This is a genomic window from Bradyrhizobium cajani (genome assembly GCF_009759665.1).
GTDB classification, from domain to species: domain Bacteria; phylum Pseudomonadota; class Alphaproteobacteria; order Rhizobiales; family Xanthobacteraceae; genus Bradyrhizobium; species Bradyrhizobium cajani.
Map to the genome: position 1 here is coordinate 1 of NZ_WQNE01000038.1, position 26192 is coordinate 26192.

Consider the following 26192-nt stretch of genomic DNA (forward strand, 5'->3'; position numbering starts at 1 on the left):
AGCGGGGTGGATTGGGGGGGGGGGGGAGCCTCCGCGAGTCCCACTGCCACCTCCCTTGCGGAGGCTCCCCCTCACCCTAACCCTCTCCCCGCAAGCGGGGAGAGGGAAAAGAGAGCTTACTGGAATTGCGCCTTCTTGTAGTAGCCGCTGTCAACCAGAACCTTCTCCCAATTGTCCTTGTAGACCACCACCGGCTTGAGCAGGTAGGACGGCACCGTCTTGACGCCGTTCTCGTAGGTCTTGGTGTCGTTGACGGCGACCTGCTTGCCGGCCAGCGCCGCGTCGACCATGTCGGCCGTGACCTTGGCGAGGTCGCGGGTGTCCTTGAAGATGGTCGAATACTGGTCGCCGCGCAGCATCGCCTTGATCGACGGGACCTCGGCGTCCTGGCCCGAGATGATCGGCATCGGCTGGTCGGCGCTGCCATAGCCGACGCCCTTCAGCGAGGAGATGATGCCGATCGACAGGCCGTCATAGGGCGACAGCACGGCGTTGACCTTCTTGTTGCCGTAGTAGGCGCTGAGCAGATTGTCCATGCGGGCCTGCGCGGTGGCGCCGTCCCAGCGCAAGGTCGCGACCTTGTCCATGCCCATCTGGCCCGAGGCGACGACGAGCTTGCCGCTGTCGATGTAGGGCTTCAGCACGCTCATGGCGCCGTTGTAGAAGAAGTAGGCGTTGTTGTCGTCGGGCGAGCCGCCGAACAGCTCGATGTTGAAGGGGCCCTTGCCTTCCTTGAGGCCGAGGCCCTTCACGATCGACTCGGCCTGGAGCACGCCGACCTGGAAATTGTCGAAGGTCGCGTAATAGTCGACATTCGGCGTGCCGCGGATCAGGCGGTCATAGGCGATCACGGTGATGCCCTTGGCCTTGGCCTGCTTGAGCACGTCGGACAGCGTGGTGCCGTCGATCGCGGCGATCACCAGCGCCTTCGCGCCCTTGGTCACCATGTTCTCGACCTGCGAGAGCTGGTTCGGGATGTCGTCCTCGGCATATTGCAGGTCGGTGTTGTAGCCGCGCTCCTTCAGCACCTTGACCATGTTGTTGCCGTCGTCGATCCAGCGCGCCGAGGATTTGGTCGGCATCGCGATGCCGACGGTCGCCTTGTCCTGGGCGGACACGGTGACGCCTGTGGCCATCGTCGCAGCACCGGCCAGCGCCAGCGCGAGAAATGTCGTCTTCAGTTTCAGCATGTTTCACTCCCTTTGGGTGTCAGACAGTTCTTCGTTTCGTCGAGGACTAGATCGATTGCTTCGGGACCTCCTATGCGAGCTTGACGTCGGGCGCCGCGCGACCGCGCGCGGATGCCTCCAACAGAAAGGTGCAGCCTCCTTGCGGATCGGCGGCGCGCGCCGCATCGTCCATGTCCTGCCAGGCGGAGGTGACGAGAAGGCGCGACAGATCGGAACCGACGAACGCGGGACAACTCGTCTGCTTTGCCGGCGCGCTCAATGAGCGCAGGCGCTCGCCTTGCGGAGAGTAGACATCGATGCGGCTCGCGCCCCAGCACGCGTTCCAGATCAGCCCTTCGGCGTCGCACACCGAGCCGTCGAGGCCGCCGATGCCGGTGTGGCGCAGCAGCACTTCGGGCTCGCCGCGCGGCAAACCGGTCGCGGGATTGAGCGGAACGGCGTAGAGCACCGCGCGCGCGGTGTCGGCGAAGTAGCCAATGCCGCCGTCCGGCGAGAAACAGATCGAGTTGGGAATACTGATGCGGGGGAACAGCAGCGAGATCTTGCCGCGATGGAACGCATAGATCGCGCCGGCCCCAGCCTCGGCCTTGCGTCCCATGGTGCCGATCCAGAACGTGCCGGACTGATGCACGCGCGCGTCGTTGGAACGCGTGGCGGGATTGTCGGCTTCGAGCGGACAGAGCAGCGTCATGGCGCCGTCGGCGAGCGCGCGAACGTAGAGACCGTCCTCCGCGACGATCAACTGCCGGTCGGCATCGATGCGCCCGAGCGCGCTCGCCATCCGGCCAAGCGCGTGGGTGCTGATGCTGCCGCTGCCGAGACGCGCCTCGAACAGCAGCCCTTCGCGGATGTCGAACCACCAGGCGGTGTCGGTGGCCACGTCATAGGTCGGCCCCTCACCGAGATGGCAAGGGTGGTCCGAGAGAACGGAGGTCGGCACCGTTTCCATCATGGCGTCCTCACCGAAAAGCGATAGACCGTGTGATGGCGATAGACCTCGCCGGGCGCAAGCCGAGGGCTCGGGAAATCCGGCCGGTTCGGCGCATCAGGCCAGATGTGCGGCTCCAGGCACATCGCATCCGATTGCCGGATGAGCTTGCCACCCTTCCCCGAAATCGTGCCGTCGAGATAGTTGCCGGAATAGACCTGAAGGCCGGGCTGATCGGTGAGCAGCTCCATGATCCGCCCCGAGCGCGGCGCTTCCAGCCGGGCCGCAAGAGCAAGCTTGCCCTCGCGCCCGAGACAGTAGGTGTGATCGTAGCCCCTGCCGTTGCGCAATTGCTGATCGTTTTCACGGATACGCTCCCCCACCGGCCGCGACTTACGGAAGTCAAACGGCGTGCCGGCAACGCTGCGCGGCGGCTCCGGCAGCGGAATGGCGGTCGGATCGATCGCGAGGAAATGTTCGGCAGCGACCGTGAGCTTGTGGTCGAGAACGGGCGTGCCCGACGTTGCCCCTTCCAGATTGAAGAAGCTGTGATTGGTGAGATTGACGATGGTCGGCCGGTCCGTGCGCGCCTCCATGGTGAGCGACAGCTCGGTCGGACCCGTGATGCGATAGGTCAGGCGTACGGCGAGCCGGCCGGGATAGTTTTCTTCGCCATGCGGGCTGACATAGGTGAGCGTCACCGCTGGATCGGCGCCCTCATCGATCTCCGCAATCTCCCACAGCTTGCGGTCGAATCCATCGAGGCCGCCGTGCAGCGCATTGGGGCCGTTGTTGACGGGAAGCTGCACCGTTTCGCCGCCGAGCGAGAACTGTCCCTTGGCGATGCGATTGGCGTAGCGGCCGACGGTGGCGCCGAAGAACTTTCGTTCGGCGAGATAGCCGGCGAAGGCATCATGGCCGAGCACGACGTCGTCGTGGCCGCCCTTGGCGTCCGGTGCGATCAGCGCCTGCAGCACCGCGCCATGGCTGATGATGCGCGCTTCGAAGCCGCCCTCCCCGCGCAGCACGATGCGCTCGACCGCGCGACCATCCGGCAGCGTTCCGAAGACATCTCTCGTTAGTCTTGAGCCCGCCATGGTCAGTCCACGAATGGTTCGACGATCGTGCGCCTGCCAAGCAGGAAGGCATCGGCGACGAGACTAAGCGGCGTCAGATCGACGTCGCTCGCGCCGGTCGCGGCGAGCGCGACGAAGCGCCGGTAGAGCCCGCGATATTCCTCGTCGGGCGCCTCGGCAAGCACCTTGCCGTCAACCGCCATGCGCGCTCCCCCGTTCGATAGGGTCATCCGACCCTGGTCTGTTTCCACCACGATATCCCAGCTCTGGGGTCCCGTCTGGCGGAAATCGAACTCGGCGCTGACGGGCAGGCCGCGAATGTCGGTCAGCGTCAGGTTCGCGGCGATCGGCGCCTGGCAATTGGCGGGAAAGGCCAGCTCGGCCGCGGTGACGAACACGGGTTGCGGCAGGATGCGGGTCAGGATCGACAGCGCGTTGATGCCGGGATCGAACACGCCGAGGCCGCCCGGCTCCCAGATCCAGCCCTGCCCGGGATGCCAGACGCGGACGTCTTCCTTCCAGCTGATGTGCACGGACGCGATGCGGCGTTCGGCAAGCCATTGCCGCGCCGGCTCGACTGCCGGCGCGTAGCGCGAATGCCAGGTCGCAAACAGCGTCCGCTTCGCATCCGCCGCCATCGCGATCAGCGGATCGAGCTCGGCGACGCCGGTGCCCGGCGGCTTCTCCAGCATGACATGCTTGCCGGCGGCGAGCGCCGCGGCGGCCTGCGCGCGGCGCACCTGGGGCGGCGTGCAGAGCGACACGGCGTCGATCGGCGGGCCCTTCTCCAGCAATTCCTCGATGGTGGCGAAATGCGGCAGTCCCGGCAGCGAGGCGTTGCGGCTGGCGACAGCCGCCAGCGTCGCGCCCGTTGTCGCGGCGATCGCGCCGACATGCTGGTCGCGTGCGATCTTGCCGAAGCCGACGATGGCGATGCGAAGCTCAGTCACGCTCACTCTCCAGTATCTACGGTTGGCAGCGGGTCCACCGGGGCGGTCTCGATCACCGTGCCCTCGTGGCGGTGCATGCCGTTGTGAATGACAAAGACCATCGCCTCCGAGGCGGCATCGGCATCGCCCGCCGCGATGGCATCGACGATCTTCTGATGCCAGAGCAGCACGGTATCGCGATCCTCCGCCTCCACCGGGGCGCTGAGCAGGAACGAGGCGCGCAACGCAGCCTCGATGACATGCCCGATCGAGCGCATGAACAGGTTGCCGGAGGCCCGCGCCACCCCGACATGGAGCGCGAGGTCGGCGTCGGCAAAGCCGACGGAGTCGGACGCTTCAAGCCGCATGCGATCCATGCAGCGGCGGAGTTCGGCAATGTCCTCTTCGGACCGTTGCGCCGCGGCGAGGACGGCCGCGCGCGGCTCCACGGCCAGACGGATCTCGGCGAGATCGTTGAGGAAACGTTTGTCGATGCCGGCGTCCAGATGCCAGGCCAGCACGTCGGCATCGAACATGTTCCAGGCTGCGCGCTCGCGCACGACGGTGCCGACCCGCGCCTTGGTGGTGAGCAGCCCCTTGGCAACCAGCGTCTTCACGCTTTCCCGCAGCACCGGTCGCGACACGCCGAACATCGCGATCATCTCGGCATCACCGGGCAGTCGCGTCCCTTCCGCGTAGCGGCCGGCGATGATGTCGACACCGATCGAACGGGCCACTTCCGCATGATTGGAATGGGCCCGCCGCGTCGGGATGACGACGATGCGCGAGGTCATGAGGTTGCTCCTGCACTCTTCCTCACCGGCCGGCGCGCGAGCGCAACCAGCCCCTGCTGCAAGGCGATGAAGGCGAACAGCAATACGCCGGTCGCGATCTTGGTCCACCAGCTCGACAGCGTGCCGTCGAAATTGATGTAGGTCTGGATCAGACCCTGGATCAGCACGCCAAGGAAGGTGCCGATCACCGAGCCCTGCCCGCCCGTGAGCAGTGTACCGCCGATCACGACGGCCGCAATGGTGTCGAGCTCGACGCCGACGGCGGAGAGCGAGTAGCCGGCGCTGGTGTAGAAGGAGAACACGATGCCGGCGATGCCTGCCAGCAGGCTCGACAGCATGTAGATCTTCACCGTCATCTTGCCGACGGCGACGCCCATCAGGCTTGCCGTCGCCCGGCTGCCGCCGAGCGCATAGACGTTGGCGCCGAACCGGGTGAGATGCAGGAGCAGTGCGCCGCCGATCACGATGACGAGCATGATGATCGCGACCGCCGTCAGCCGCCCGCCGCCGGGCATCCGCAGCGCGAAGTCCGACACCGTGGAATAGACCGGCGCGGTGATCGGCACCGACTCCGTCGAGAGCAGGAAGCTCGCGCCGCGGGCGAGGAACATGCCGGCGAGCGTGACGATGAAGGGCGGCAGATCGAAGACATGGATGACCGCGCCCATCGCCGCCCCGAACGCCGCCGAAAGCGCGAGAACGGCAACGAACGCGACCAGCGGCGGCACGCCCCAGCGCTCGATCGCCAGCGCAACGAAGACGGTCGTGAAGCCGATCACCGAGCCGACCGAGAGGTCGATGCCGCCGGAGATGATGACGAAGGTCATGCCGGTCGCGACGATGCCGAGGAAGGCATTGTCGGTGAGGAGGTTGCCGACCACGCGCGTCGAGGCGATGTTGGGGAACTGCATCGCGCAGAGCGCAAAGCCGGCGACCAGCACGAGCGCGGTGATGAGGGCTGGCGGCAGGCCTTTCATGCTTTCGTCCTCCGCAGCCGGGCGGCGATTCCCGCCATGCCGGACAGTTTCGGCGATTGCAGCAACAGGACGGCGAGCACTACCACCGCCTTGACCAGCAGGTTGAACTCCGGCGGATAGCCGGATAGCAGGATTCCTGTGTTCATGGTCTGGATGATGAGCGCGCCAAGTACGGCCAGAACGAGGCTGAAGCGGCCACCGAACAGCGAAGTGCCGCCGATCACCACGGCAAGAATGGCATCGAGCTCGAGCCAGAGACCGGCATTGTTGGCATCTGCTCCCATGATATCGGCGGCTGCGATCACGCCCGCGAGCGCGGCGCAGACGCCGCACCAGACATAAACCGCCAGGATCATGGCACGGGTGCCGACGCCGGCAAGCTCGCTCGCCCGCGCATTGCCGCCGGTCGCCTCGATCAGAAGCCCCAGCGCCGAACCCCTCACCACCGCGCCGGTGAGGATCAACATGCCGAGCGCGATCGCGACCGGCACCGGCAGGCCGAGCACCGCGCCATTGCCGAGCCAGATCAGGTCGGGCGAAGAGAAGGTCACGATGCGCCCTTCGGTGATCAGCTGGGCGATGCCGCGGCCGGCAACCATCAGGATCAATGTGGCCACGATCGGCTGCATGCCGAGCACGGCGACGAGAAACCCGTTCCACAATCCGCAGACGAGGCCCGTGCCAAGCGCGGCCGCAAGCACCACCGGCAGGCCGTGGCTGTCGGCGAGGCTCGCCGCGATGGCGCCGGAGATCGCCATCACCGCGCCAACCGACAGGTCGATGCCGCGCGTCGCAATCACCAGCACCATGCCGAGCGACAGCAGCGCCACCGGCGTGCCGCGGTTGAGCACGTCGATCAGGCTGCCGAACAGCCGGCCGTCCTGGAGGCGCAGGTCGAAGAATTGGGGCGATACGATGCGATCGACTGCCAGGATGACGATCAGCGCGAGGATCTGGGCAAGGCCGCGGCGCGGCAACAGCGCTGTCATGCCCGGCCCTCACGCGCAAGGCTGACGCCATCGGCGGCGATCGCCGCGAGAATATTGCCGACGTCGATCGCTTCGCCGGCGAGCTCTTCGACATGAGCGCGGTCGCGCAGCACCACAACGCGGTCCGAATACGTCACGATCTCATCGAGCTCGGAGGAGATCACCAAAAGCGCCAGCCCGTCATCGCAGAGCTCGCGGATCAGGCGGATGATCTCGGCATGCGCGCCGACATCGATGCCGCGGGTCGGCTCGTCCAGCACCAGGAGGCGCGGCGAGGTCGCGAGCCAGCGCGCCAGCAGCACTTTCTGCTGATTGCCGCCGGACAGCAGGCCCACTGGACGTTCCGGATCGGACGGGCGGATGTCGAGCATCTTGACGTAACGGCGGGCGATCTCGTCCTGCTCGCGGCGCGACAGCGGGCGATGCAGGCCGCGCTTGGCCTGGAGGGCGAGAACGATGTTCTCACGCACGCTGAGCTCGGCGACGATGCCGTCGGTCTTGCGCTCCTCCGGGCAATAGCCAAAACCGTGGCGGACACCGTCGCGCGGCGACTGGAGCCGCACGGATGCGCCCTCCACCCTCGCCTGCCCGCGATCGGCGCGTTCGGCGCCGAACACCAGCCGCGCCGTCTCGGTCCGGCCCGAACCGAGCAGGCCGGCAAGCCCGACGACCTCGCCATGGCGCAGTTCGAGATTGAACGGCGCGACATAGCCGGCCTTGCCGTAACCCTCGAAGCTCGCGCAGATCTCGCGCGCCTTGTGCTCGGTGGCAGAAGCCCGCGCGCTGGTGGTCTCGGCCAACTCGCGGCCGAGCATCATCCGGATCAGTTCGAGACGCGACAGCGAAGCCGTCTCGCGTTCACCGACCAGGCGGCCGTTGCGCAAAACGGTAATGCGGTCGGAGATCTCGTAGACCTGGTCGAGGAAATGGCTGACGAAGACGATGCCGATGCCGCGTTTCGCGAGCTGGCGCATGATGCCGAACAGAACCTCGACCTCGTGGCGGTCGAGACTCGCGGTCGGCTCGTCCAGGATCAGCACCCGCGCAGAGAGATCGACGGCCCGCGCAATCGCGGTGACGTGTTGCACGGCGACCGAATAGCTGCCGAGCGGCGCGGCGACGTCGATATCGAGGCCGAAGTCCGCGAGCAGGGCTTTGGCGCGACGTCGCATCGCGCCTTCGCGGACGATGCCGAAACGCATCGGCTGGCGGTCGAGGAAAAGATTCTGCGCCACCGAGAGGTTCGGCAGCAGATTGACCTCCTGATAAACGGTGGCGATGCCGGCCTGAAGCGCCGCCTTGGCCGAACGCGGCGCAACCTCTTCACCACCAAGCCGGACAGTGCCGGCATCGCGCGGGAACACGCCGGTGACCACCTTGATCAGCGTGGACTTGCCGGCGCCGTTCTCGCCGAGCAGCGCGTGGATTTCGCCCGCACGGAGCGTGAAGTCGACCTCCTGCAACGCGCGCACCGCGCCAAAGCTCTTGCTGATCCCGCGCACCTCCAGAAGCGTCGAAGCAGGATCGAGGCTGTTTTCCATCGCGACGTTCACTCCCACCGGCGCCCGCTTGTAATGCGGGCACCCAGCCTATCGATTTTGCGCAGCGGTTTCGAAGGGGGACCGCCGGGCCGCAAGGGGCAACCCGGCGGGGCGCCCGCCTCAGTAACCGAGGCCCTTCTTGCTGTCGTAGATCTTCTGCGGATCGTCGGCGGCGGTATAGAGCTTGGACTCGGTCTGGATCCACTTCGGCGGCACCGTGCCCTTCTCCTTGAACGCCGCGATGGCATCGAGCGCCGGGCCCGCCATGTTCGGCGTCAGTTCGACGGTCGCATTGGCTTCGCCGGCAGCCATCGCCTTGAAGATATCGGGGACCGCGTCGATCGAGACGGTGAGGATGTCCTTGCCGGGCTTGAGACCGGCTTCCTTCATCGCCTGGATGGCACCGACCATCATGTCGTCATTGTGCGCGTAGACCGCGCAGATCGACTTGCCACCACCTTCGGCCTTGATGAAGCTTTCCATCACCTCCTTGCCCTTGGCACGGGTGAAGTCGCCGGTCTGGCTGCGGACCACCTTCAGGTTCGGATGCTTGGCGATGGCAGTGTCGAAACCCTTCTTGCGGTTGGCGGCGACGCTCGCGCCGACCGTGCCCTGCAATTCGACGATGTTGCAGGCCTTCTCCGCGACGGTCTTGGCCAGCCAGTCGCCGGCGACGGCGCCTTCATGCACGCTGTCGGAGGTCACGGCGGTGAGATAGAGATCCTTGCCGGAGGGATCGATGTCGCGGTCGAGCAGCACGACCGGGATCTTGGCTTCCTTGGCTTCCTTCAGCACCGAATCCCAGCCGGTCGAGACGACAGGCGCGAGGAAGATCGCATCGACATTCTGCGCGATGAAGGAGCGGATCGCCTTGATCTGGTTCTCCTGCTTCTGCTGCGCATCGGCGATCTTGAGATTGACCTTGCGCTTGGCAGCCTCCTGCTTGGAGACCGAAGTCTCGGCGGCGCGCCAGCCGGATTCCGATCCGATCTGCGAGAAGCCAATGGTGAGTTCGGCGGCATTCGCCGGGAGCGCGAGCAGCAACGCGGCCGTGGCGCTGGCCGCAAAGAGGGCTTTGAGGATCATCAGGCGTGTCTCCCAAGAAGTGATCTTGTGTTATCTCGGGCGCCGATCGGTAGCATGACACCCGCAGGCCGGCCTTCAGGGCGGCGGGAGGGACTATTTCACGGAAGTTTGGTTCCGACTAGTCATATTATTTGACTATTTGAAAGATTAATGTGGGCGTGCGGCTGGATGCACGGATGACACGCCAAGCGCGAATTTGTTCCTCGGATGCAACGCGGAGATGAAGGAAGACTATGCGGGCTGATGCGACAGCGACGGTGCGCTCCCTCGCCCCGTTCTTACGGGGAGAGGGTTGGGGTGAGGGGCTCTCCCCACGAAAACGGTGAAAGACGAACCCGCAACCTCTCCTCCGCGTCATTGCGAGCGCAGCGAAGCAATCCAGAATCTTTTCGCGAAGGGACTCTGGATTGCTTCGCTGCGCTCGCAATGACGATGTAGACAGAGTTCTGCGGATATCGACCAGATCGACTCGCGGAGACTCCCCCTCACCCGCCACGCTTCGCGTGTCGGCCTCTCCCCGCAAGCGGGGAGAGGCGAAGGACAGCGAGCTAGATCAGCTTCCGCTGCGCCAGGTTCTTCATTAGCGCGCCGATGCCGAAGGTCCAGGACTCGCACTCGTCGCTGGTGCGCATGCGATTGACGAGCTTGCCGAGTTGGGGCGCTGCGATCGTGACGATGTCGTCGCGCTTGTGCGTGAACCCCTGCCCCGGCGCATCGCGATCCTCGACTGGCGCGAACATCGTGCCGAGGAACAGCACGAAGCCGTCGGGATATTGATGCACCTTCCCGATCGTCTGCGCGACGAGATCGGTCGGATCGCGGCTGATCTTGCTGATCGAGGAATGGCCGTTGAGGACGAAACCGTCCGAGCCCTTGACGTTGAGGCTGATGTCCAGCTTGCGCGCATCGTCGAGCGTGAAACTGTCGTCGAACAGGCGCAGCAGCGGCCCGATCGCGCAGGAGGCGTTGTTGTCCTTGGCCTTCGACAGCAAGAGCGCCGAGCGGCCCTCGAAGTCGCGCAGATTGACGTCGTTGCCGAGCGCGCCGCCGACGATCTTGCCGCGACTCGAGACGAACAGCACGAGCTCCGGCTCAGGGTTGTTCCAGGTCGACTTCGGATGCAGGCCCGCATCCATGCCGGTACCGACCGAAGACAAGGTCGGCGCCTTGGTGAAGACCTCGGCATCGGGGCCGATGCCGACCTCGAGATACTGGCTCCAGGCGTTCTGATCGATCAGCACCTGCTTCAGGTGCATCGCCTGGTCCGAGCCCGGCTTGAGCTTCGACAGATCGTCACCAATCAGCCGCGTCACTTCCTTGCGGATCGCTTCGGCCGAGGCCGGATTGCCCTTGGCCCGCTCCTCGATGACGCGCTCCAGCATCGAGATGGCGAAGGTGACGCCGGCGGCTTTCAGAGTCTGGAGATCAACGGGCGCGAGCAGCCAGGGCTTGGTCCGATCGCGCTGGTCCGGCGGCGTGTTGGCGACGATCGCGTCGAGATCGCCGATGCGCTCGCCCCCGGTTGCGGCGAGCGCCTTGGCGGGATTGTCCTCCTCGCAGAGCGCGCTGATGGTCTGGAATGTCGCTGTGACATCGAACACGCCGTCGCCGCGCACGGCGACCACGGCCGGACCATTCACCTGCGGCAGCCAGACGCGGCCCACCAGCGTCCCCCGCGTTCCGTCCTCGGGAAGAAGGTCTTTCACAGTCAATGTCGTCATGGCCGCGTCCTCGCTCTTTTCGGATCAGCCGCGTTCGCAGCGCCCGATCGCATTGGCGAAGACCAATAAACGTCTGGCAGGGGAAGTCCAGAGCAGGGCCGAGAGCCCCGCCCTCACTTGAACCAGTGCACCAGCGCGATGCTGATCCCGAGCAGCAGCATCAGCGACAACGTCACGGCTGCCGTCACGCGGCCGCCGACATTGGCGAGCACGCGCACGTCGACGCCGAGTCCGAGTGCGGCCATCGATACCACCGTGAGAAAGCCCGTGATCTTTGTCACCGGCCCCACCACCGTGGGCGGCACGATTTCGAGCGAACGCAAGGTCGCGAGTGCGAGGAACCCGAGGATGAACCACGGCACCAGGCGGAAGAAGCCGACATTGGCCTTCTTGGCGCCGCTCTGCCAGCGCGAGGCGACCAGCGAGAGGCCGACGACGACGGGACCGAGCATCAGCACACGCATCAGCTTGACCAGCGTGCCGATCTGCGTGGAGACGAGTCCGGCCGGAACCGTTGCCGCAAGCACCTGGGGCACAGCGTAGACCGTCAGGCCCGCGAGAATGCCGTATTGCGTGGCTGTCAGTTGCAACAGCGGAATCAGCAGCGGCAGGCCCAGCACCATCATCACGCCGAGGATTGCGGTAAACGAGATCGAGGATGCGATCTCGTCATTGCTGGCGCCGATGATCGGCGCGACAGCCGCGATCGCCGAATTGCCGCAGATCGAGTTGCCGCACGCGATCAGGATCGACAATCGCGTCGACAGCCCGAGCATCCGGCTGAGACCGAAGGAGACGCAGAGCGCGATCACGACGACCGCCGCGATCGACGCGAGCAGCGCGATGCCCGAGGCCGCGATGGCGGCGAAGCTGATCGAGGCGCCCAGCAGCATGACCGCGACTTCGAGGAGCTGTTTTGCGCTGAAGGCGATGCCGGCCTGCCAGCGCGGCGCGGGCTTCCAAAAGCTGCGGAGCGCCATGCCGAGCAGGATCGCCATCACCAGCGCCTCGACATAGGGATGCTCGAAAAAGCCGAGCTCCGCCCGCTCGAGCAGGGCGGAAACACCGGCGACGGCGATGCAGAGGAGGATGCCGGGAATCAGGGCCGCAATGCGGCCCGCGGCGGTGGCCGGCTTGGCTTCGGCCGGGCTGGATGCTTGATTCTGCGACACCAATCTCTCCCAGAGGAGAAAGATTTATACGCAGCGTCGTTGAGTTGGGGAATAAGTTTTCGACATATCAGGGCCGAGGGAAGTTCTATCCTCAGCCCGGAATAAACGGGCTTAGAAGATCAGGCTTTTGGCGAGCGAGGCGACGCGGCTGAAGCCGTCATAGATGCCCGGCTCGAAGAAAGCGGCGCGGGCGAGCACGATACCCGCAACCAGCGACCAGAACAGGCCGGTACCGGCCCGCAGCAGGAGCTTTGACGTACGCGACCGCGGCTGGGTGTCCGGGGCGGACACCAGTTGCTCGCCGAAGGGTTCAAATCCGGTACGTTCCATGGCTCTGGCCAATCCATCAATTCTGATGGGAATGTCGTCGTTTCGGCCCAAAACGGCAATGGAAGCGATTGGCGTTTTTGTCTTCGCGAGGGGAAACTCCTTTCGCTGGACACCCCCGGGACAATGGTTTTCTTCTTCCGGCCTATTTGGACACCGGCGCCCCGCCTACAGGGCCAGATACCGCCGCCGGATCGCGTCGTCGGCCTTCAGCTCGTCGATGCCGGCGGCATAGACGATCTGGCCCTTGTCGATGATCGTGGCGTGGCTCGCCAGCCCAAGGCAGAAATGCATGTTCTGCTCGGCGATCAGCACGGTCGATCCGAGCTGGCGGAGCTGCCGCAGCAGTTCGCCGATCCGCTGCACGATGATCGGCGCGAGGCCCTCGCTCGGCTCATCCAGCAGCAACAGCGCGGGATTGCCCATCAGCGTGCGCGCGATCGCGAGCATCTGCTGCTCGCCGCCCGAGAGGCGACCGGCGATGCGGTTGCGCAGCGGCTCCAGCAGCGGGAAGACGTCGTAGATGCGCCTGATCGGCCATTCATCCTGACCCTCCGGCCCGCGCTTCCTGCCGATGACGAGGTTGTCCTCGACGGTGTGCTCCGGAAAGATCTGGCGATCCTCCGGCACGAAGCCGAGACCGGCGCGCGCGATTGCATGCGGCTTGAGGCCGGAGATGACAGCGCCGCGGAGGCTCACCTTGCCCCGGCGCGGTGGGGCCAGACCCATGATCGCCTTCATCGTCGTCGATTTGCCCGCGCCATTGCGCCCGAGCAGCGCCATGGTCTCACCCTGCCGCACCGACAGGCCGACGCCGAACAGGATCTGGCTGGTGCCGTAATAGACGTCGAGATCGGCAACTTCGATGACGGCTCCGCTCATGCGGCAGCTCCCGCATGTTCAGTGCCGAGATAGGCGTCGATCACGGCAGAGTTGTTGCGGATCTCGTCCGGCGTGCCGGTCGCGAGGATGCGGCCATAGCAGAGCACGACGATCTCGGGAGCGATCTTGAACACGATGTCCATGTCGTGCTCGATGAAGACCACGGTGATTTTTTGCGTCTCCCAGAGCTCGCGCACCTTGTCGATCATGCGCCAGCGCTCCTCCGGGCCCATGCCGGCGGTCGGCTCGTCCAGCAGCAGCACTTTCGGTTCGAGCACCAGCGCCAGCGCGATGTCGAGCAGCTTCTGGTCGCCGTGCGACAGCGTCGCCGCGATGCGGTTGCGTTTGCCGGCGAGACCCAACAGCTCCATCACGTGCTCGGCGCGGTCGCGTGTCTCTGCCAGCGGAAAGCGCTTGTGCAGCACGGCCGACGAGCGCTGGTCGGCGCTGACTGCGGCAAGCATGGTCTCCTGCACCGTGAGCGATCTGAAGATGCTGGCGACCTGGAAGGCGCGGCCGATACCATGGCGCACGATCTCCGGCGGCGAGAGGCCGGCCAGATCGACACCGTCCAGCAGCACCTGGCCGGAATCCGGCCTCAGGGCACCGGTGATCAGGTTGAAGAAGGTGCTCTTGCCCGCGCCGTTCGGCCCGATCACCGCGGTGAGCGAGCCGTCGGCGAAATCGAGCGAGACGTCGTTGGTCGCCTTCACGCCGCCGAAGGATTTTGCGAGGTTGCGGATTTCAAGCATGGCGCCCCTCGCCTGCATCGCGCCGGCGGGCGAACCATTCGGCGACGAAATCGAGCAGGCCCTTGCGCAGGCCGAGCGCGAAGAACAGGATGACGACGCCGAGCACGATGCCGTGATACTCGGTGAAGCGTGTGACGGTGTCGTTGAGCAAGAGCAGCAGTACGGTGCCGACCATCGGCCCGAGGAAGGTCGAGACGCCGCCGAGCATGTTGATGAAGATGCCCTCGCCCGAGATCGTCCAGTAGGCGAACTCCGGATAGGCGCCGGAGACGAACAGCGCCATCACCATGCCACCCATCGAAGCAAACAGCGCCGCCAGCACGAAGACGGTGAGCTTGGCGCGCCAGACGTCGATGCCGAGGAAGCTCGCGCGCGCGGCGTTGTCGCGGATCATCCGCAGCGTGTAGCCGAACGGCGACTGCGCGATCTGGCGCATCGCGAGCAGGCCGAGAATCAGCAGCGCACAGCTCGCGATGTAGAGATGGACGTGGTTGGCAAGGTCGATCCCGAGGAACGCGGGCCTCGGAATGCCGCCACGCAGGCCCTGGTCGCCGCCGGTGAAGGAGGCCCAGGACAGGATCGTCGAGTGGATCAGCATCTGGAAGGCGAGCGTGACGAAGGCGAAATAGATCTCCTTCAGCCGCACGCAGATCGCGCCGATGATCGCGGCAACCATGGCCGTGATCGCCAGTGTCGCGACGAAAGCGACGGGAATCGGCACACCGAGCTTCTGCATGATCAGGCCGAAACTGTAGGCCCCTAAGCCGAAGAACATGCCGTGGCCGAACGAGGTCAGACCGGTGTAGCCGACCAGCAGATTGAGCGAGGTTGCGAACAGGCCGTAGGCCGAGCAGCGGATGACGAAGTCGAGCAGCGCCTTGCTGCCGGTGAAGAGCGGCAGGCTCGCCAGCACGGCGAAGGCAATCAGCGCGATCAGCACGTCGCGATAGCGATGAAGCGCCGCGCCGCCGCGCACCGGCGTCAGCGCTTGCGCGCGTCCGGCCTCCAGCTCGGTCATGCCGCCTCCTTGCCGAACAGACCGGTGGGCTTGGAGACCAGCACGATCACCATGAACAGGTACATCAGCCCTTCCGTGAACAGGGGAAAGCCGAGCGAGCCGAACGACCTGATGAGGCCGAGCAGCAGCGCGCCGATCAGCGCGCCCAGGATAGAGCCCATGCCGCCGATGACAGTGACGATGAAGGATTCGATCAGCACCGAAAATCCCATCCCCGGCGTCAGCGACCGCACGGGTGCGGCGAGCGCGCCGGCAAGTCCCGCCAGCATGCCGCCGAGCGCGAACACACCGCCGTAGATCAGGCCGGTGTTGATGCCGAGCGCCGACACCATGCCGGGATTATGCGCGGCGGCGCGGATCACCTTGCCGATGCGGCTGCGCGACAGGCCGATGCCGAGCACGATGGCCGCGATGAGCGCGACGCCGATCAGCAACAGGTAATAAGGCGGCACCACGCCGCCGGCGATGAACAGCGGCATCACCTGGAACGCCGCCGGCATGCCCATCGACTTGAACTCCGGCCCCCAGATGATGCGCACGACATCGTCGAAGATCAGCACGAAGGCGTAGCAGACGAGGAGCTGCATCAAGACGTCGGCGCCATAGACGCGGCTCATGAAGACGCGCTCGAAGATCAGGCCGAGGATCGCGGTGCCGGCCGCGCCCGCCAACATCGCCAGCGCAAAACTGCCGGTGAGCTGATAGGACGTCATCGCGAAATAGGCGCCGAACATGTAGAAGGCGCCGTGGCTGAAATTGACGACCTTGAGCACGCCGAAGATCAGCGTCAGCCCGACCGCGACCAAGAACAGGAGCATGCCGATGATGAGGCCGCTGGTGGTCTGCGTCACCAGGCAGGCGGAGCTGGAGAGGCAGCCAGCGAGCGCGTCGAGATCCACGGAAGCACTTTCATTGTCGTGCGCCTGAGGTGGCGCGGAAAACGAAGCGAAGGCGGCAGAGACGGTCGCCCGTCTCCGCCGCACGTCAGATCAGGTGTAGCCCTTGCTCTTCTTCCACTCGGCCTCGAGCTCGAAGATGGTCTTCCAGTCGCCGGCCTTGACCTCGGGGACATAGGGCTCCTGCGGGATCGTGGTGCCCCAGCCGATGGCGTAGCCGACCAGCGTGTGGTCGTCGCCACGCATGGTCACGGTGCCGTCGGCGCCGAACGGGCATTTGATCGTGAGGCCCTTCAATGTCTCCGCGATCTTCTTGCCGTCGGCGGAGTTCGCCTTCTTCGCGGCTTCCGCCATCAGCATGACCGCAGTCGCGTTCTCCCACGACCAGTTGGTCGGATATTCGTTGTACTTCGCCTTGTAGGCATCACCCCACGCTGCATTCTCCGGTGTCGTCGGGAATGTCTTGATGTAGCGGTTGCCGGAGTGGATGCCCTTGGGCAGGTTCTTCACCACGGTGAGCGCCGTGTAATCGGCCATGTTGACCGCGAACACCTCCATCTGGCCGAACATCGCGTAGATGTTGGCCTGGTCGATATAGGAGGTGAGATCGCCGCCCCACAGGCAGGAGTACAGCGCCTGCGGCTTGGCTTGCAGGATCTTGGTGACCACCTCGGTATAGTCGGGCTGGAACAGCTTTGGCCAGGACTCGCTGATGATTTCGACATCGGGCGCAAAGCGCTTCAGATACAGCGTGAACTCGGCCGTCGTGTCGCGGCCATACGCGTAGTCCGGCGAGCACGTCGCCCACTTCTTCAGGCCCTTGGCCTTGGCGATAGCGGCCGCATAGCTGCCGCCGACGATGGAATCGTGCACGCCCTGCCGCGCGGTGCGGAAGGCATTGGGAATATGCTGCTTGGGATCGGCGGTGAGCGCCGATGTCTCCGAATTGGTGTGGATGCAGAACACGCCGAGATCGCGCGCGACCTCATGCACGGCAAAGGCGCCGGAGGACGCTTCCGCATCGATCAGCAGCTCGCAGCCATCGGTATTGACGAGCTCGCGGGAGACGCGCGCAGCCTCCTGCGGCTGCCCCTTGGAGTCGCGGATCACCATTTCGATCTGCCGTCCGGCAAGGCCGCCGGCGGCGTTGACCTTCTCGACCTCGAGCATCACCGCATTGCGCGACGACGTGCCGAGCTGCGCGACGCGGCCCGACAGGATCGTCGGCATGCCGATCTTGATGGTTTTGGATTGCGCGCGCGCCACCCAAGGCGCGGCAAGACTCATCGCACCGGCGCCCATCAGCGCCAGCGTTGAACGGCGGCTGATGCCCGGCGTGCGGGTTCTCGTCATCTTCCCCTCCCTCTTTCGGGTCGGCGTGTCCTGATCCCTGCCGGAGATCGTCTCGTCTCCGTGCTCTCAACAATTTCAGAGGTAGGGGGGTGACGTCAAGCCAAATATGAACTACGAGTCATAATTCATCAAGGAGGAGATGAGGCCGGTAACCGGCCCAAAACCCGCGCAATGGTCAACCTGTCGAGCTTCATTGCCTTTCATGCCCGGCGGACGCCGGACCGGCCCGCGCTGAAATACCGCGGCGAGGAGATCTCCTACGCCGCCTTCGATACGCGCATCCGAAAGACCGCGGGCTGGCTCGCCACGCAGGGCATCGGCTCGGGCGACGTCGTGGCGGTGCTGATGAAGAACAGCGCGGCGTTCCTGGAGCTCGTCTTCGCTATCAGCCATCTCGGCGCGGTGTTTCTGCCGATCAACTTCCGCCTCTCCCGCGACGAGGTCGGTTACATCGCCGGCAATGCCGGCGCGCGCCTTCTGATCGTCGATGACGAACTGGCAGGGAACGCGGCGGGCGCGGAGATCGTCGTGCTCGACGAGCCCGCGCAGCAGAGCGTCACGCATCTTGCGGGCGTTGCGCCGCCGGCCCCGATGTACGTCCGCGCGCCATCCGACCTGATGCGCCTGATGTACACCTCGGGCACGACCGACCGCCCCAAGGGCGTGATGCTCTCTTACGATAATTTCTACTGGAAGTCGGCCGACCAGACGATCGCGCTCGCCCTGAGCGCGGACACCCGTCTCCTCGTCGTCGGCCCGCTCTATCACGTCGGCGCACTCGACCTGCCCGGCATCGCCGTGCTCTGGCATGGCGGCTTCATCCACATCGAACGCAATTTCGAGCCTGAGACGGCACTTGCGGCCATCGCCGAGGACAAGCTCAACGCCGCATGGTTCGCACCAGTCATGACCACCGCGATGCTGACCTGCCCGACGCGCGATCGCTACGACGTCTCGAGCCTGAAATGGGCGATCGGCGGCGGCGAGAAGACGCCGGAGGTCCGCATCCGCGCTTTCTCCGAGCTCTTCCGCAATGCGCGTTACATCGACGCCTATGGTCTTACCGAAACCGTCGGCGGCGACACCTTCATGGAGAAAGGCCGCGAGATCGAGAAGATCGGCTCGACCGGGCGCGCCATCGCCCATGTCGAGATCGAGATCCGCGACGAGGACGGCAACAAGCTGCCGGCGAATGTCAACGGCGAGATCTGCCTGCGCGGGCCGAAGATCACGCGCGGCTATTGGAGGGATCCGGACAAGACGGCATCGGCCTTCTTCGGCGACTGGTTCCGCAGCGGCGATGTCGGCTATCTCGACGAGGAAGGCTTCCTGTATCTCACCGACCGCAAGAAGGACATGATCATCTCCGGCGGCGAGAACATCGCCTCCTCCGAGGTCGAGCGCGTCATCTACGAGCTGGCAGAGGTGCGCGAAGTCGCCGTGATCGGCCTGCGCGACGCACGCTGGGGCGAGAAGCCGGTCGCCATCGTCGTGCTGGCCGAAGGCGCGAGCCTCGACCTCCCTGCCCTCACCGCGCACTGCCGCACGCGACTCGCGAGCTTCAAGGTGCCGAAACAGCTCTTCATCCGCGACAGCCTGCCCCGCAATCCATCCGGAAAGATACTCAAGCGCGTGCTGCGCGCCGAACTGGAGACCGTGGCATGAATCAAGGACCCGCCACCGCGAAAGTCACAAAGCTCAACCGCGTCGAGCGCAACGCCTGGACCAAGCAGAAGATCTTCGAGGCCGCCACGAAGGTCGTCGGCAAGCATGGCTATGCCGAAGCATCCGTCGCCCGCATCACCGAGCAGGCCGGCGTCGCGCAAGGCACCTTCTACAATCACTTCGAGAACCGCCAGGAGCTGCTCGACCAGTTGCTGCCCAAGATCGGCCTCGACATGGTCGAGTTCATCCGCGCCCGCACCGGCACGGCTGATGCGGCACGGCAGGAGATCGAACGCTTCGCGGCCTTCTTCGACTTCATCCGCGAGGTGCCGGAGTTCCTGCGCATCCTCAACGAGGCCGAGTTCTTCGCACCTCACGGCTACCAGAAGCATCTCGACAACATCTCGACCGCCTATGTGCGGATCCTGCGCCGCGCGCGGCTTGCCGGCGCGATCGAGGACTACGGCGACGAGGAGTTCGAGGCGATCGTCCACATGCTGATGGGCGCGCGGGGCTATCTCAGCCGTCGCTACTCCTATTCGGAGGGCGGCGTCACCGCCGTGCCCGATCACGTCATTTCCGCCTATCGCAAGCTGATGACGCGCGGCCTCTTCACTGCGTCAGGAGATCAGGACACGCCATGAACATCGCATCTCCGCACAAGCCGCTCGATCTCGCCTCCGCAATCGCCGAAGGCGACATCCGCTGCCTGTTGATGGTGCTGGTGCACATGACCGGCGATGAACGCTGGCTCGCGCCGCCCTATCTGCCCAGGCGCGATATCCGCCTCATTCCGGATCCCGAGGCCGGCGTACCCAGGGAGGTCCAGGACGAGATCCGCGCCGCGGTCGTCGAGCTCTTCGCCAATGGCACGCCCAGGCCGGTCATCACCGATCCCGGCGACGCGCTGCTGCTGAAGATGATGCGGGCCTGTCTCGGCGAGAATGTCGCGCCGGAATATGCCCCGTTGATGCGCGAGGAGATGGGCTTCGTGCCGCGCGAGGCGAGCTGGACCGAGCGTCCTTCCGACGACAAGCTCGCCGAGCAGCACATTCTGATCGTCGGCGCCGGCGTCTGCGCCATCGCGCTCGGCGTCGCGCTCGGCCATCTCGGCATCCCCTACACCATCGTCGAAAAGAACGACGAGCTCGGCGGCACCTGGTGGATCAACCGCTATCCCGGCTGCGGCGTCGACACGCCGAACCACTCCTATTCCTACTCGTTCGGCTCCGGCAATGAATGGACACGCTACTTCTGCCAGCGCGAGGAGCTGCTCGGCTATCTCCAGAAGGTCGCGGACGAATACGGCATCCGCAAGCATCTGCGCGTCAACACCGAGCTGACCTCGTCGCGCTGGGACGAAGGCAAGCGCCGCTGGATATCGACACTCAAAACCAAGGATGGCGAAGAGACCTTCGAATCCACCGCGCTGGTCTCGGCCATTGGCCAGCTCAACGATCCCTCCCGCGCGCACTTCAAGGGCGAAGAGGGCTTCAAGGGCTCGATCCTGCATTCCGCGCTGTGGTCGAGCGATATCGATCTCGACGGCAAGCATGTCGCCGTGATCGGCACCGGCGCGACATCGATGCAGCTGGTGCCGTCGATCGCCGGCCGCGTTGCCTCGGTCACGGTCTATCAGCGCAGCGCGCAATGGGCGCGGCCGGTGAAGGGCTATTCCGATCCGATCAGCGAGGGAGCGCGCTGGCTGCTCGCCCATCTGCCATTCTATGTGCAGTGGTACCGCTTCAACATGTTCTGGCGCTACGGCGACGGCCTCTTGCCCTTCCTGCGCAAGGACCCGGCCTGGCCGCATCCGGAGCGCGCGGTCAACAAGGGCAATGACCGGCACCGTCAGGAGCTGACCGACTTCATCCTGTCGGAATTGCAGGGACGGCCCGACCTGATCGAAAAATGCGTGCCGACCTATCCGCCCTACGGCAAGCGCATCCTGCTCGACAACAACTGGTTCAAGACCTTGACGCGGCCGAATGTCGAGCTCGTCACCGACACAATCGACCATTTCGACCAGAACGGCATCGTCACCGCGGACGGCAGGCACCGCCCTGCCGACATCATCGTGGTCGCCACCGGCTTCAAGGTCACGGAGATGGCGGCGCGCCTCAACATCAGCGGCCGCGACGGCAAGGATTTGCGCGAGGCCTGGGCCAATGAGAATCCGACCGCGTTCCTCGGCCTCACCGTGCGGGGCTTTCCGAACTTCTTCTGTATGCTCGGCCCGAATTCAGGTCCCGCCCACGGCGGCAGCGTCATCTTCCAGTCGGAATGCCAGAGCCGCTACATCTCCGCCTGCCTCGCCGACATGATCGAGCGGGATATCGCCGCCATCGACATCCGCCAGGATGTGCTCGACGACTACGTCCGCAAGGTCGACGCCGAGCACGAGTCCATGATCTGGACCCATCCGGGCATGACCACCTACTACCGCAACAAGAGTGGCCGCGTGTTCTCGGCGATGCCATGGCGGTTCGTGGACTATTGGCGCATGACCCACGATCCGGATCTCGGGCAGTACAGATTGACGAAGGCGTAGACTCCTTTATCGACGCGGACTCGACGTGGCGTTAGTCTGCGCTCTCACCACGTCGTCATTGCGAGAGCAGCGAAGCAATCCAGAATCTTTCCGCGGAGACACTCTGGATTGCTTCGCTACGCTCGCAATGACGGAGCTTGCGTCCTACGCCGCCAGCCCGCTCTCCACCGGAGCGAAGTCCATTCCGAGGCTTTCCGCGACCGCCTTGTTGGTGACGCGGCCGCGATGCACGTTGAGCCCGTTGCGCAAATGCGGATTTTCCAGCACCGCGGCAAAGCCCTTGTTCGCGAGCATCAGGCCGAACGGCAGCGTTGCGTTGTTCAGCGCCTCGCTCGAGGTCACCGGCACCGCGCCCGGCATGTTGGCCACGCAATAATGCACCACGCCGTCGACCTCGAAGGTCGGATCGGTGTGCGTGGTCGGATGCGAGGTCTCGAAGCAGCCGCCCTGGTCGATGGCGACATCGACCAGCACCGCACCAGGCCGCATCGATTTCAGCATTGCGCGCGTGACGAGCTTTGGCGCACTGGCGCCCGGCACCAGCACCGCGCCGATCACGACGTCGGCGGCGAACACTTCCTCCTCGACCGACTCGATCGTCGAGAAGCGGGTGCGCACCCGGCCGATGAAGAGATCGTCCAGCTGGCGCAGCCGGGGAAGCGAGCGATCGATCACAGAGACTTCGGCGCCGAACCCCGCGGCCATGCGCGCGGACTGCGTTCCCACTACGCCGCCACCGAGCACGACGACACGGGCCGGCTGCACGCCGGGTACGCCGCCGAGCAGCAGTCCGCGCCCGCCGGCCGACCGCCTGAGCGCAGCGCCGGCAGCCTCGATGGCGAGGCGGCCGGCGACTTCACTCATCGGCGCGAGCAGCGGGAGGTGACCGTTCGCGTCGGTGACGGTTTCATAGGCGATCGCCGTGCAGCCGGAGGCGATGAGACCTCTGGCCTGTTCCGGATCCGGAGCGAGGTGGAGATAGGTAAAGAGGATCTGGCTCTCACGGAGCTGGGCCCATTCGCTTTTCTGCGGCTCCTTCACCTTCACGATCATGTCGGACTTGGCGAAAATGTCGGCCGCGCTCTCGGCAATCGCCGCCCCCGCCCGCCGATAAACCTCGTCGGAGGCGCCAATGCCACTGCCTGCGCCGGCCTCGACCGTCACCTGATGCCCGGCCGCGACATACTCGCGGACCGCACCCGGGGTGAGCCCGACGCGATATTCCTGCACCTTGATTTCCCTGGGCACACCGACGCGCATCTTTCGAGCTCCTTCGCCAACGTATTGATTCCGTTCACCATCGTAACGAGAGGGGCGGTTTGGTTTCGTGCAAATATCCGCTAGTTTCGGCGCATGCGCGCCGGTTTCCGGCGCCGAAATGCTCTTTCACGCTGGAAACGAAACCTTGACCCTCGACCGGAAAGACCTCGCCATCCTCGCGGAACTCACGACCAATGCGCGGGCCAGCCACACCGAGCTCGCCAACAAGGTTGGGCTATCAAGCACGGCACTGGCGCGGCGGCAGAAGGCGCTGGAGGACGACGGCTACATCCAGGCCTATCAGGCCGCGCTCGATCTCACACTGTTCGGCCTCACCACGACCGTGCTGGTGCGCATTGCGCTGGAGAGCCAGAGCGACGACGCGCTGAAGGCGTTCGAGGCGGAAGTGGTGAAATGCCCCTCCGTCGTGCGCTGCTTCCTGATGTCGGGAACCGACGACTACATTCTGATTGTGCTCGCCCGCGACATCCAGGATTTCGAGCGGATCCACCGTACCGAGCTGTCGCGACTACCCCGTGTCGCCCGGGTGCAATCGAGCTTCGCACTTCGCGATATCGTCAACCGCGCGGTACCAACCGTGGTATTCGGCGAGACGAAGCGATAGCGGCGCTCCTCCCTGCAAACGCGAAAGACCCCGCGCGCCGGTGTCATCCAATTGTCATCGAATGTGTCGAGACCTGTCGGTCTCGCACATTCGGGACACGCCATGGATTATTTCAAGCGCTTCAACTTCCTGTTCGCCGCACCGGTGTTCGACGCCGACGATCTCGAGGGCATCCGCTTCAATCAGATCATCGAGGAGATCCAGCGCTCCGGCTTCGAGGTGGTCCGGGCCCGCAAGCTGGAGGACGCCGAAATCGCGGTGCAGACCGACGCCGCGATCGGCTGCATGGTGGTGGACTGGGGCAAGAAGGGCCTCGAAGGCAAGACCTCGGCACTGATCAATTTGATGCGGCGCCGGGGCCTCGATTTCCCGATCATCCTCCTGATCCGGCGCAAGCGCTTTGAGGACCTCCCGGTCGAGGTGCTCGACTTCATCGACGGCTACGTCTTCCTCTCCGAGGAGACCCCACCCTTCATCGCCAAGAACCTGATCAGCCGGCTCAAGCAATATGCCGAAACATTGAAGACGCCGTTCTTCGGCGCGCTCGTCGATTATGCCGAGGAAGGCAACCAGCTCTGGACCTGCCCGGGCCACAATGGCGGCGTCTTCTACAGCCGCAGCCCGATCGGACGGGTCTTCGTTGAGCATCTCGGCGAATCCGTGTTCCGCGACGACCTCGACAACTCCGTGCTCGATCTCGGTGACCTCCTCACCCACGAGGGCCCGGCGCTGAAGGCGCAGAAGGAAGCCGCGCAGATCTTCGGCGCGGAGAAGACCTATTTCGTGCTCAATGGCACCTCGACCTCGAACAAGGTCGCGCTCGGCGCCCTCGTCACCGACGGCGACCTCGTGCTGTTCGACCGCAACAACCACAAGGCCGCCCACCATGGCGCGCTGATGATCAATGGCGGCATCCCGATCTACGTGCCGACCGTCCGCAACGCCTGGGGCCTGATCGGCCCGATGCGCTGGGACGCGCTCGACGAGAAGGCCTTGCGCGAGGCAATCCGCAACCACCCGCTGGTCACGGACAGGGACGCCTGGCGCAAGGAGCGCCCCTTCCGCGTCGCCGTAGTCGAGCAGTGCACCTATGACGGCTCGATCCACAGCGCCGAGATGATCCTCAAGCGCATCGGTCATCTCTGCGAGTACATCCTGTTCGACGAGGCCTGGGCCGGCTTCATGAAGTTCCACCCGCTCTATTCCGGCCGTTTCGCCATGGGACTGGCCAATCTTCCTCCGGAGGCGCCGGGCATCATCGCGACGCAATCCACCCACAAGCAGCTCGCGAGCTTCTCGCAGGCCTCGCAGATCCACATCAAGGACCGTCATATCCGCGGCCAGAAGCGGCGCGTCGAGCACCGCCGCTTCAACGAAAGCTTCATGCAGCACGCCTCCACGTCGCCGTTCTACCCGCTGTTCGCCTCGCTCGACGTCGGCGCTCAGATGATGAAAGGCCGCTCCGGCGAAGTCCTCTGGGACGACACGATCCGCCTCGGCATCGAGCTGCGCAAGAAGATGCGGGCGATGCGCCGTGAGTTCGAGGAGAAGGAGCAGAATCCGGATCGGCGCTGGTTCTTCGAACCCTTCGTCCCCGATCGCGTCGCCATCCCCGACGTCAGCCGCCCGGGCGCCGCCCACAATGTCGCCTGGGAAACCCTGTCGACCGACGAGCTCGCCACCAATCCCGTGCTCTGGCAGCTCTCCCCCGACAGCCCCTGGCATGGCTTTCCCGGCCTCACCGAAGGCTTTGCCATGACCGACCCGAACAAGCTGACGCTGCTGACGCCCGGCTTCGACCGCACCACCGGCGCATATGCCGAGCACGGCATCCCCGCGCCGGTCGTCGCGCAGTATCTGCGCGAGAACCGCATCGTCCCCGAAAAGAACGACCTCAACTCCCTGCTCTTCCTGCTCACCCCGGGCGTCGAGGCGAGCAAGGCCGGCACGCTGATCTCCGGCCTCGTCGCCTTCAAGAAGCTGCACGACGACAACGCGCTGCTGGCCGACGTCATCCCCGAATTCTACCAGCGGCGACAGGCCCGCTATGCCGGCGCGCGGCTGCGCGACCTCTGCGGCGAGATGCACCGCTTCTTCCGCACCGCTGACGTCAGCGCGCTCCAGGCGCGGCAGTTCATGCCCGAGCACCTGCCGGAGATCGCGATGTCGCCGCGCGATGCCGCGCGCTTCCTGTTCCGCAACGATGTCGACTATCTGCCTATCGAGGCGATCGCGGGCCGCATCGCCACCACGCCCTTCGTGGTCTATCCGCCCGGCATCGCCACCATCGTGCCCGGCGAGCGGCTCACGGAACGGGCGAAGCCCATGATCGATTATCTCAAGATGTTCGAGACCTGCTTCAACATATTTCCGGGCTTCGATGTGGAAATCCAGGGCGTCTACAAGGAGATCGATGCAAACGGCCGCATCGGACTCTATACCTACGTCGTTGCCGAGTAG

23 protein-coding genes are annotated in these 26192 nt (G+C 65.1%); 5 read left to right on the forward strand and 18 right to left on the reverse strand.

The features are described from left to right. Positions 1–116: 116 nt before the first annotated feature. The 17 genes from chvE to GPL20_RS32405 all read right to left on the reverse strand — a co-directional run bounded on the left by chvE (position 117) and on the right by GPL20_RS32405 (position 17631). Positions 117–1190 carry a multiple monosaccharide ABC transporter substrate-binding protein gene (gene chvE / locus GPL20_RS32320; protein ID WP_157335481.1) on the reverse strand — a complete coding sequence of 358 codons (1074 nt, stop codon included), beginning with the start codon at positions 1188–1190 and terminating at the stop codon, positions 117–119. A 70-nt stretch (positions 1191–1260) separates the two neighbouring features. Continuing rightward, positions 1261–2139, reverse strand: coding sequence for an SMP-30/gluconolactonase/LRE family protein (locus GPL20_RS32325; RefSeq protein ID WP_167533315.1), 879 nt, complete (start codon positions 2137–2139; stop codon positions 1261–1263). After that, on the reverse strand, positions 2139–3215 hold the full coding sequence (locus GPL20_RS32330; protein WP_157335485.1) for an aldose epimerase family protein: 1077 nt from the start codon (positions 3213–3215) through the stop codon (positions 2139–2141). The genes GPL20_RS32325 and GPL20_RS32330 overlap by 1 nt, the downstream gene beginning before the upstream one ends. 2 nt (positions 3216–3217) lie before the next feature. Then, a complete protein-coding gene (locus GPL20_RS32335) occupies positions 3218–4144 on the reverse strand; it encodes a Gfo/Idh/MocA family protein (protein WP_254126351.1) in 927 nt (308 codons plus the stop codon). A gap of 2 nt (positions 4145–4146) precedes the next feature. Next, the gene (locus GPL20_RS32340; protein WP_157335487.1) at positions 4147–4917 is read right to left on the reverse strand and encodes a FadR/GntR family transcriptional regulator; all 771 of its coding nucleotides are present in this window, start codon (positions 4915–4917) and stop codon (positions 4147–4149) included. Then, a complete protein-coding gene (gene yjfF, locus GPL20_RS32345) occupies positions 4914–5894 on the reverse strand; it encodes a galactofuranose ABC transporter, permease protein YjfF (RefSeq protein ID WP_157335489.1) in 981 nt (326 codons plus the stop codon). The genes GPL20_RS32340 and yjfF overlap by 4 nt, the downstream gene beginning before the upstream one ends. After that, on the reverse strand, positions 5891–6883 hold the full coding sequence (locus GPL20_RS32350; protein ID WP_157335491.1) for an ABC transporter permease: 993 nt from the start codon (positions 6881–6883) through the stop codon (positions 5891–5893). Before GPL20_RS32350 ends, yjfF begins: the two co-directional genes overlap by 4 nt. Continuing rightward, positions 6880–8424, reverse strand: coding sequence for a sugar ABC transporter ATP-binding protein (locus GPL20_RS32355; protein WP_157335493.1), 1545 nt, complete (start codon positions 8422–8424; stop codon positions 6880–6882). The genes GPL20_RS32350 and GPL20_RS32355 overlap by 4 nt, the downstream gene beginning before the upstream one ends. Positions 8425–8544: 120 nt before the next feature. Next, positions 8545–9510: a galactofuranose ABC transporter, galactofuranose-binding protein YtfQ gene (gene ytfQ / locus GPL20_RS32360; RefSeq protein WP_157335494.1), complete on the reverse strand. Its 966-nt coding sequence runs from the start codon at positions 9508–9510 to the stop codon at positions 8545–8547. Between the two features lie 548 nt (positions 9511–10058). Further along, positions 10059–11231, reverse strand: coding sequence for a fumarylacetoacetate hydrolase family protein (locus tag GPL20_RS32370; RefSeq protein WP_157335498.1), 1173 nt, complete (start codon positions 11229–11231; stop codon positions 10059–10061). 113 nt (positions 11232–11344) lie between these two features. Continuing rightward, positions 11345–12403 (reverse strand): YeiH family protein, encoded by a 1059-nt coding sequence (locus GPL20_RS32375; RefSeq protein WP_254126349.1) that lies wholly within the window; start codon positions 12401–12403, stop codon positions 11345–11347. A gap of 111 nt (positions 12404–12514) precedes the next feature. Next, a complete protein-coding gene (locus GPL20_RS32380) occupies positions 12515–12733 on the reverse strand; it encodes a hypothetical protein (protein ID WP_157335502.1) in 219 nt (72 codons plus the stop codon). A gap of 165 nt (positions 12734–12898) precedes the next feature. Further along, positions 12899–13612: an ABC transporter ATP-binding protein gene (locus GPL20_RS32385; RefSeq protein ID WP_157335504.1), complete on the reverse strand. Its 714-nt coding sequence runs from the start codon at positions 13610–13612 to the stop codon at positions 12899–12901. Next, positions 13609–14364, reverse strand: a complete 756-nt coding sequence (locus tag GPL20_RS32390; RefSeq protein ID WP_157335507.1) for an ABC transporter ATP-binding protein — start codon at positions 14362–14364, stop codon at positions 13609–13611. Before GPL20_RS32390 ends, GPL20_RS32385 begins: the two co-directional genes overlap by 4 nt. Then, positions 14357–15382, reverse strand: coding sequence for a branched-chain amino acid ABC transporter permease (locus GPL20_RS32395; protein WP_157335509.1), 1026 nt, complete (start codon positions 15380–15382; stop codon positions 14357–14359). Before GPL20_RS32395 ends, GPL20_RS32390 begins: the two co-directional genes overlap by 8 nt. Continuing rightward, entirely contained in the window at positions 15379–16281 is a 903-nt protein-coding gene (locus GPL20_RS32400) for a branched-chain amino acid ABC transporter permease (protein WP_254126347.1), read from the reverse strand. Before GPL20_RS32400 ends, GPL20_RS32395 begins: the two co-directional genes overlap by 4 nt. A 90-nt stretch (positions 16282–16371) precedes the next feature. Further along, positions 16372–17631 (reverse strand): ABC transporter substrate-binding protein, encoded by a 1260-nt coding sequence (locus tag GPL20_RS32405; RefSeq protein ID WP_157335512.1) that lies wholly within the window; start codon positions 17629–17631, stop codon positions 16372–16374. Between the two features lie 171 nt (positions 17632–17802). Here GPL20_RS32405 and GPL20_RS32410 point away from each other — a divergent pair, with 171 nt between their 5' ends. From GPL20_RS32410 to GPL20_RS32420, 3 genes are read left to right on the forward strand one after another with little or no spacing between them, the layout of a single operon-like run. Beyond that, the gene (locus GPL20_RS32410; protein WP_157335514.1) at positions 17803–19296 is read left to right on the forward strand and encodes an AMP-binding protein; all 1494 of its coding nucleotides are present in this window, start codon (positions 17803–17805) and stop codon (positions 19294–19296) included. Continuing rightward, complete coding sequence (locus tag GPL20_RS32415) at positions 19293–19940, forward strand: TetR/AcrR family transcriptional regulator (protein WP_157335516.1); 648 nt, start codon at positions 19293–19295, stop codon at positions 19938–19940. The genes GPL20_RS32410 and GPL20_RS32415 overlap by 4 nt, the downstream gene beginning before the upstream one ends. Continuing rightward, a complete protein-coding gene (locus GPL20_RS32420) occupies positions 19937–21847 on the forward strand; it encodes a flavin-containing monooxygenase (RefSeq protein ID WP_157335519.1) in 1911 nt (636 codons plus the stop codon). The genes GPL20_RS32415 and GPL20_RS32420 overlap by 4 nt, the downstream gene beginning before the upstream one ends. Positions 21848–21991: 144 nt before the next feature. Here the strand turns inward: GPL20_RS32420 and ald are convergent, their stop codons facing one another. Then, entirely contained in the window at positions 21992–23107 is a 1116-nt protein-coding gene (gene ald, locus GPL20_RS32425; RefSeq protein ID WP_157335521.1) for an alanine dehydrogenase, read from the reverse strand. Between the two features lie 145 nt (positions 23108–23252). Here ald and GPL20_RS32430 point away from each other — a divergent pair, with 145 nt between their 5' ends. Together GPL20_RS32430 and GPL20_RS32435 are read left to right on the forward strand one after the other, a co-directional pair. Next, positions 23253–23732, forward strand: a complete 480-nt coding sequence (locus tag GPL20_RS32430) for an Lrp/AsnC family transcriptional regulator (protein WP_167533312.1) — start codon at positions 23253–23255, stop codon at positions 23730–23732. 102 nt (positions 23733–23834) lie between these two features. Further along, positions 23835–26192 carry an Orn/Lys/Arg family decarboxylase gene (locus GPL20_RS32435; protein WP_157335526.1) on the forward strand — a complete coding sequence of 786 codons (2358 nt, stop codon included), beginning with the start codon at positions 23835–23837 and terminating at the stop codon, positions 26190–26192.

Bases quoted from the DNA above. Each gene is read 5' to 3' on its own strand.
- chvE (WP_157335481.1), bottom strand. From the start codon at position 1,190: ATGCTGAAACTGAAGACGACATTTCTCGCGCTGGCGCTGGCCGGTGCT.
- GPL20_RS32325 (WP_167533315.1), bottom strand. From the start codon at position 2,139: ATGGAAACGGTGCCGACCTCCGTTCTCTCGGACCACCCTTGCCATCTC.
- GPL20_RS32330 (WP_157335485.1), bottom strand. From the start codon at position 3,215: ATGGCGGGCTCAAGACTAACGAGAGATGTCTTCGGAACGCTGCCGGAT.
- GPL20_RS32340 (WP_157335487.1), bottom strand. From the start codon at position 4,917: ATGACCTCGCGCATCGTCGTCATCCCGACGCGGCGGGCCCATTCCAAT.
- yjfF (WP_157335489.1), bottom strand. From the start codon at position 5,894: ATGAAAGGCCTGCCGCCAGCCCTCATCACCGCGCTCGTGCTGGTCGCC.
- GPL20_RS32350 (WP_157335491.1), bottom strand. From the start codon at position 6,883: ATGACAGCGCTGTTGCCGCGCCGCGGCCTTGCCCAGATCCTCGCGCTG.
- GPL20_RS32355 (WP_157335493.1), bottom strand. From the start codon at position 8,424: ATGGAAAACAGCCTCGATCCTGCTTCGACGCTTCTGGAGGTGCGCGGG.
- ytfQ (WP_157335494.1), bottom strand. From the start codon at position 9,510: ATGATCCTCAAAGCCCTCTTTGCGGCCAGCGCCACGGCCGCGTTGCTG.
- GPL20_RS32370 (WP_157335498.1), bottom strand. From the start codon at position 11,231: ATGACGACATTGACTGTGAAAGACCTTCTTCCCGAGGACGGAACGCGG.
- GPL20_RS32380 (WP_157335502.1), bottom strand. From the start codon at position 12,733: ATGGAACGTACCGGATTTGAACCCTTCGGCGAGCAACTGGTGTCCGCC.
- GPL20_RS32385 (WP_157335504.1), bottom strand. From the start codon at position 13,612: ATGAGCGGAGCCGTCATCGAAGTTGCCGATCTCGACGTCTATTACGGC.
- GPL20_RS32390 (WP_157335507.1), bottom strand. From the start codon at position 14,364: ATGCTTGAAATCCGCAACCTCGCAAAATCCTTCGGCGGCGTGAAGGCG.
- GPL20_RS32395 (WP_157335509.1), bottom strand. From the start codon at position 15,382: ATGACCGAGCTGGAGGCCGGACGCGCGCAAGCGCTGACGCCGGTGCGC.
- GPL20_RS32405 (WP_157335512.1), bottom strand. From the start codon at position 17,631: ATGACGAGAACCCGCACGCCGGGCATCAGCCGCCGTTCAACGCTGGCG.
- GPL20_RS32410 (WP_157335514.1), top strand. From the start codon at position 17,803: ATGGTCAACCTGTCGAGCTTCATTGCCTTTCATGCCCGGCGGACGCCG.
- GPL20_RS32415 (WP_157335516.1), top strand. From the start codon at position 19,293: ATGAATCAAGGACCCGCCACCGCGAAAGTCACAAAGCTCAACCGCGTC.
- GPL20_RS32420 (WP_157335519.1), top strand. From the start codon at position 19,937: ATGAACATCGCATCTCCGCACAAGCCGCTCGATCTCGCCTCCGCAATC.
- ald (WP_157335521.1), bottom strand. From the start codon at position 23,107: ATGCGCGTCGGTGTGCCCAGGGAAATCAAGGTGCAGGAATATCGCGTC.
- GPL20_RS32435 (WP_157335526.1), top strand. From the start codon at position 23,835: ATGGATTATTTCAAGCGCTTCAACTTCCTGTTCGCCGCACCGGTGTTC.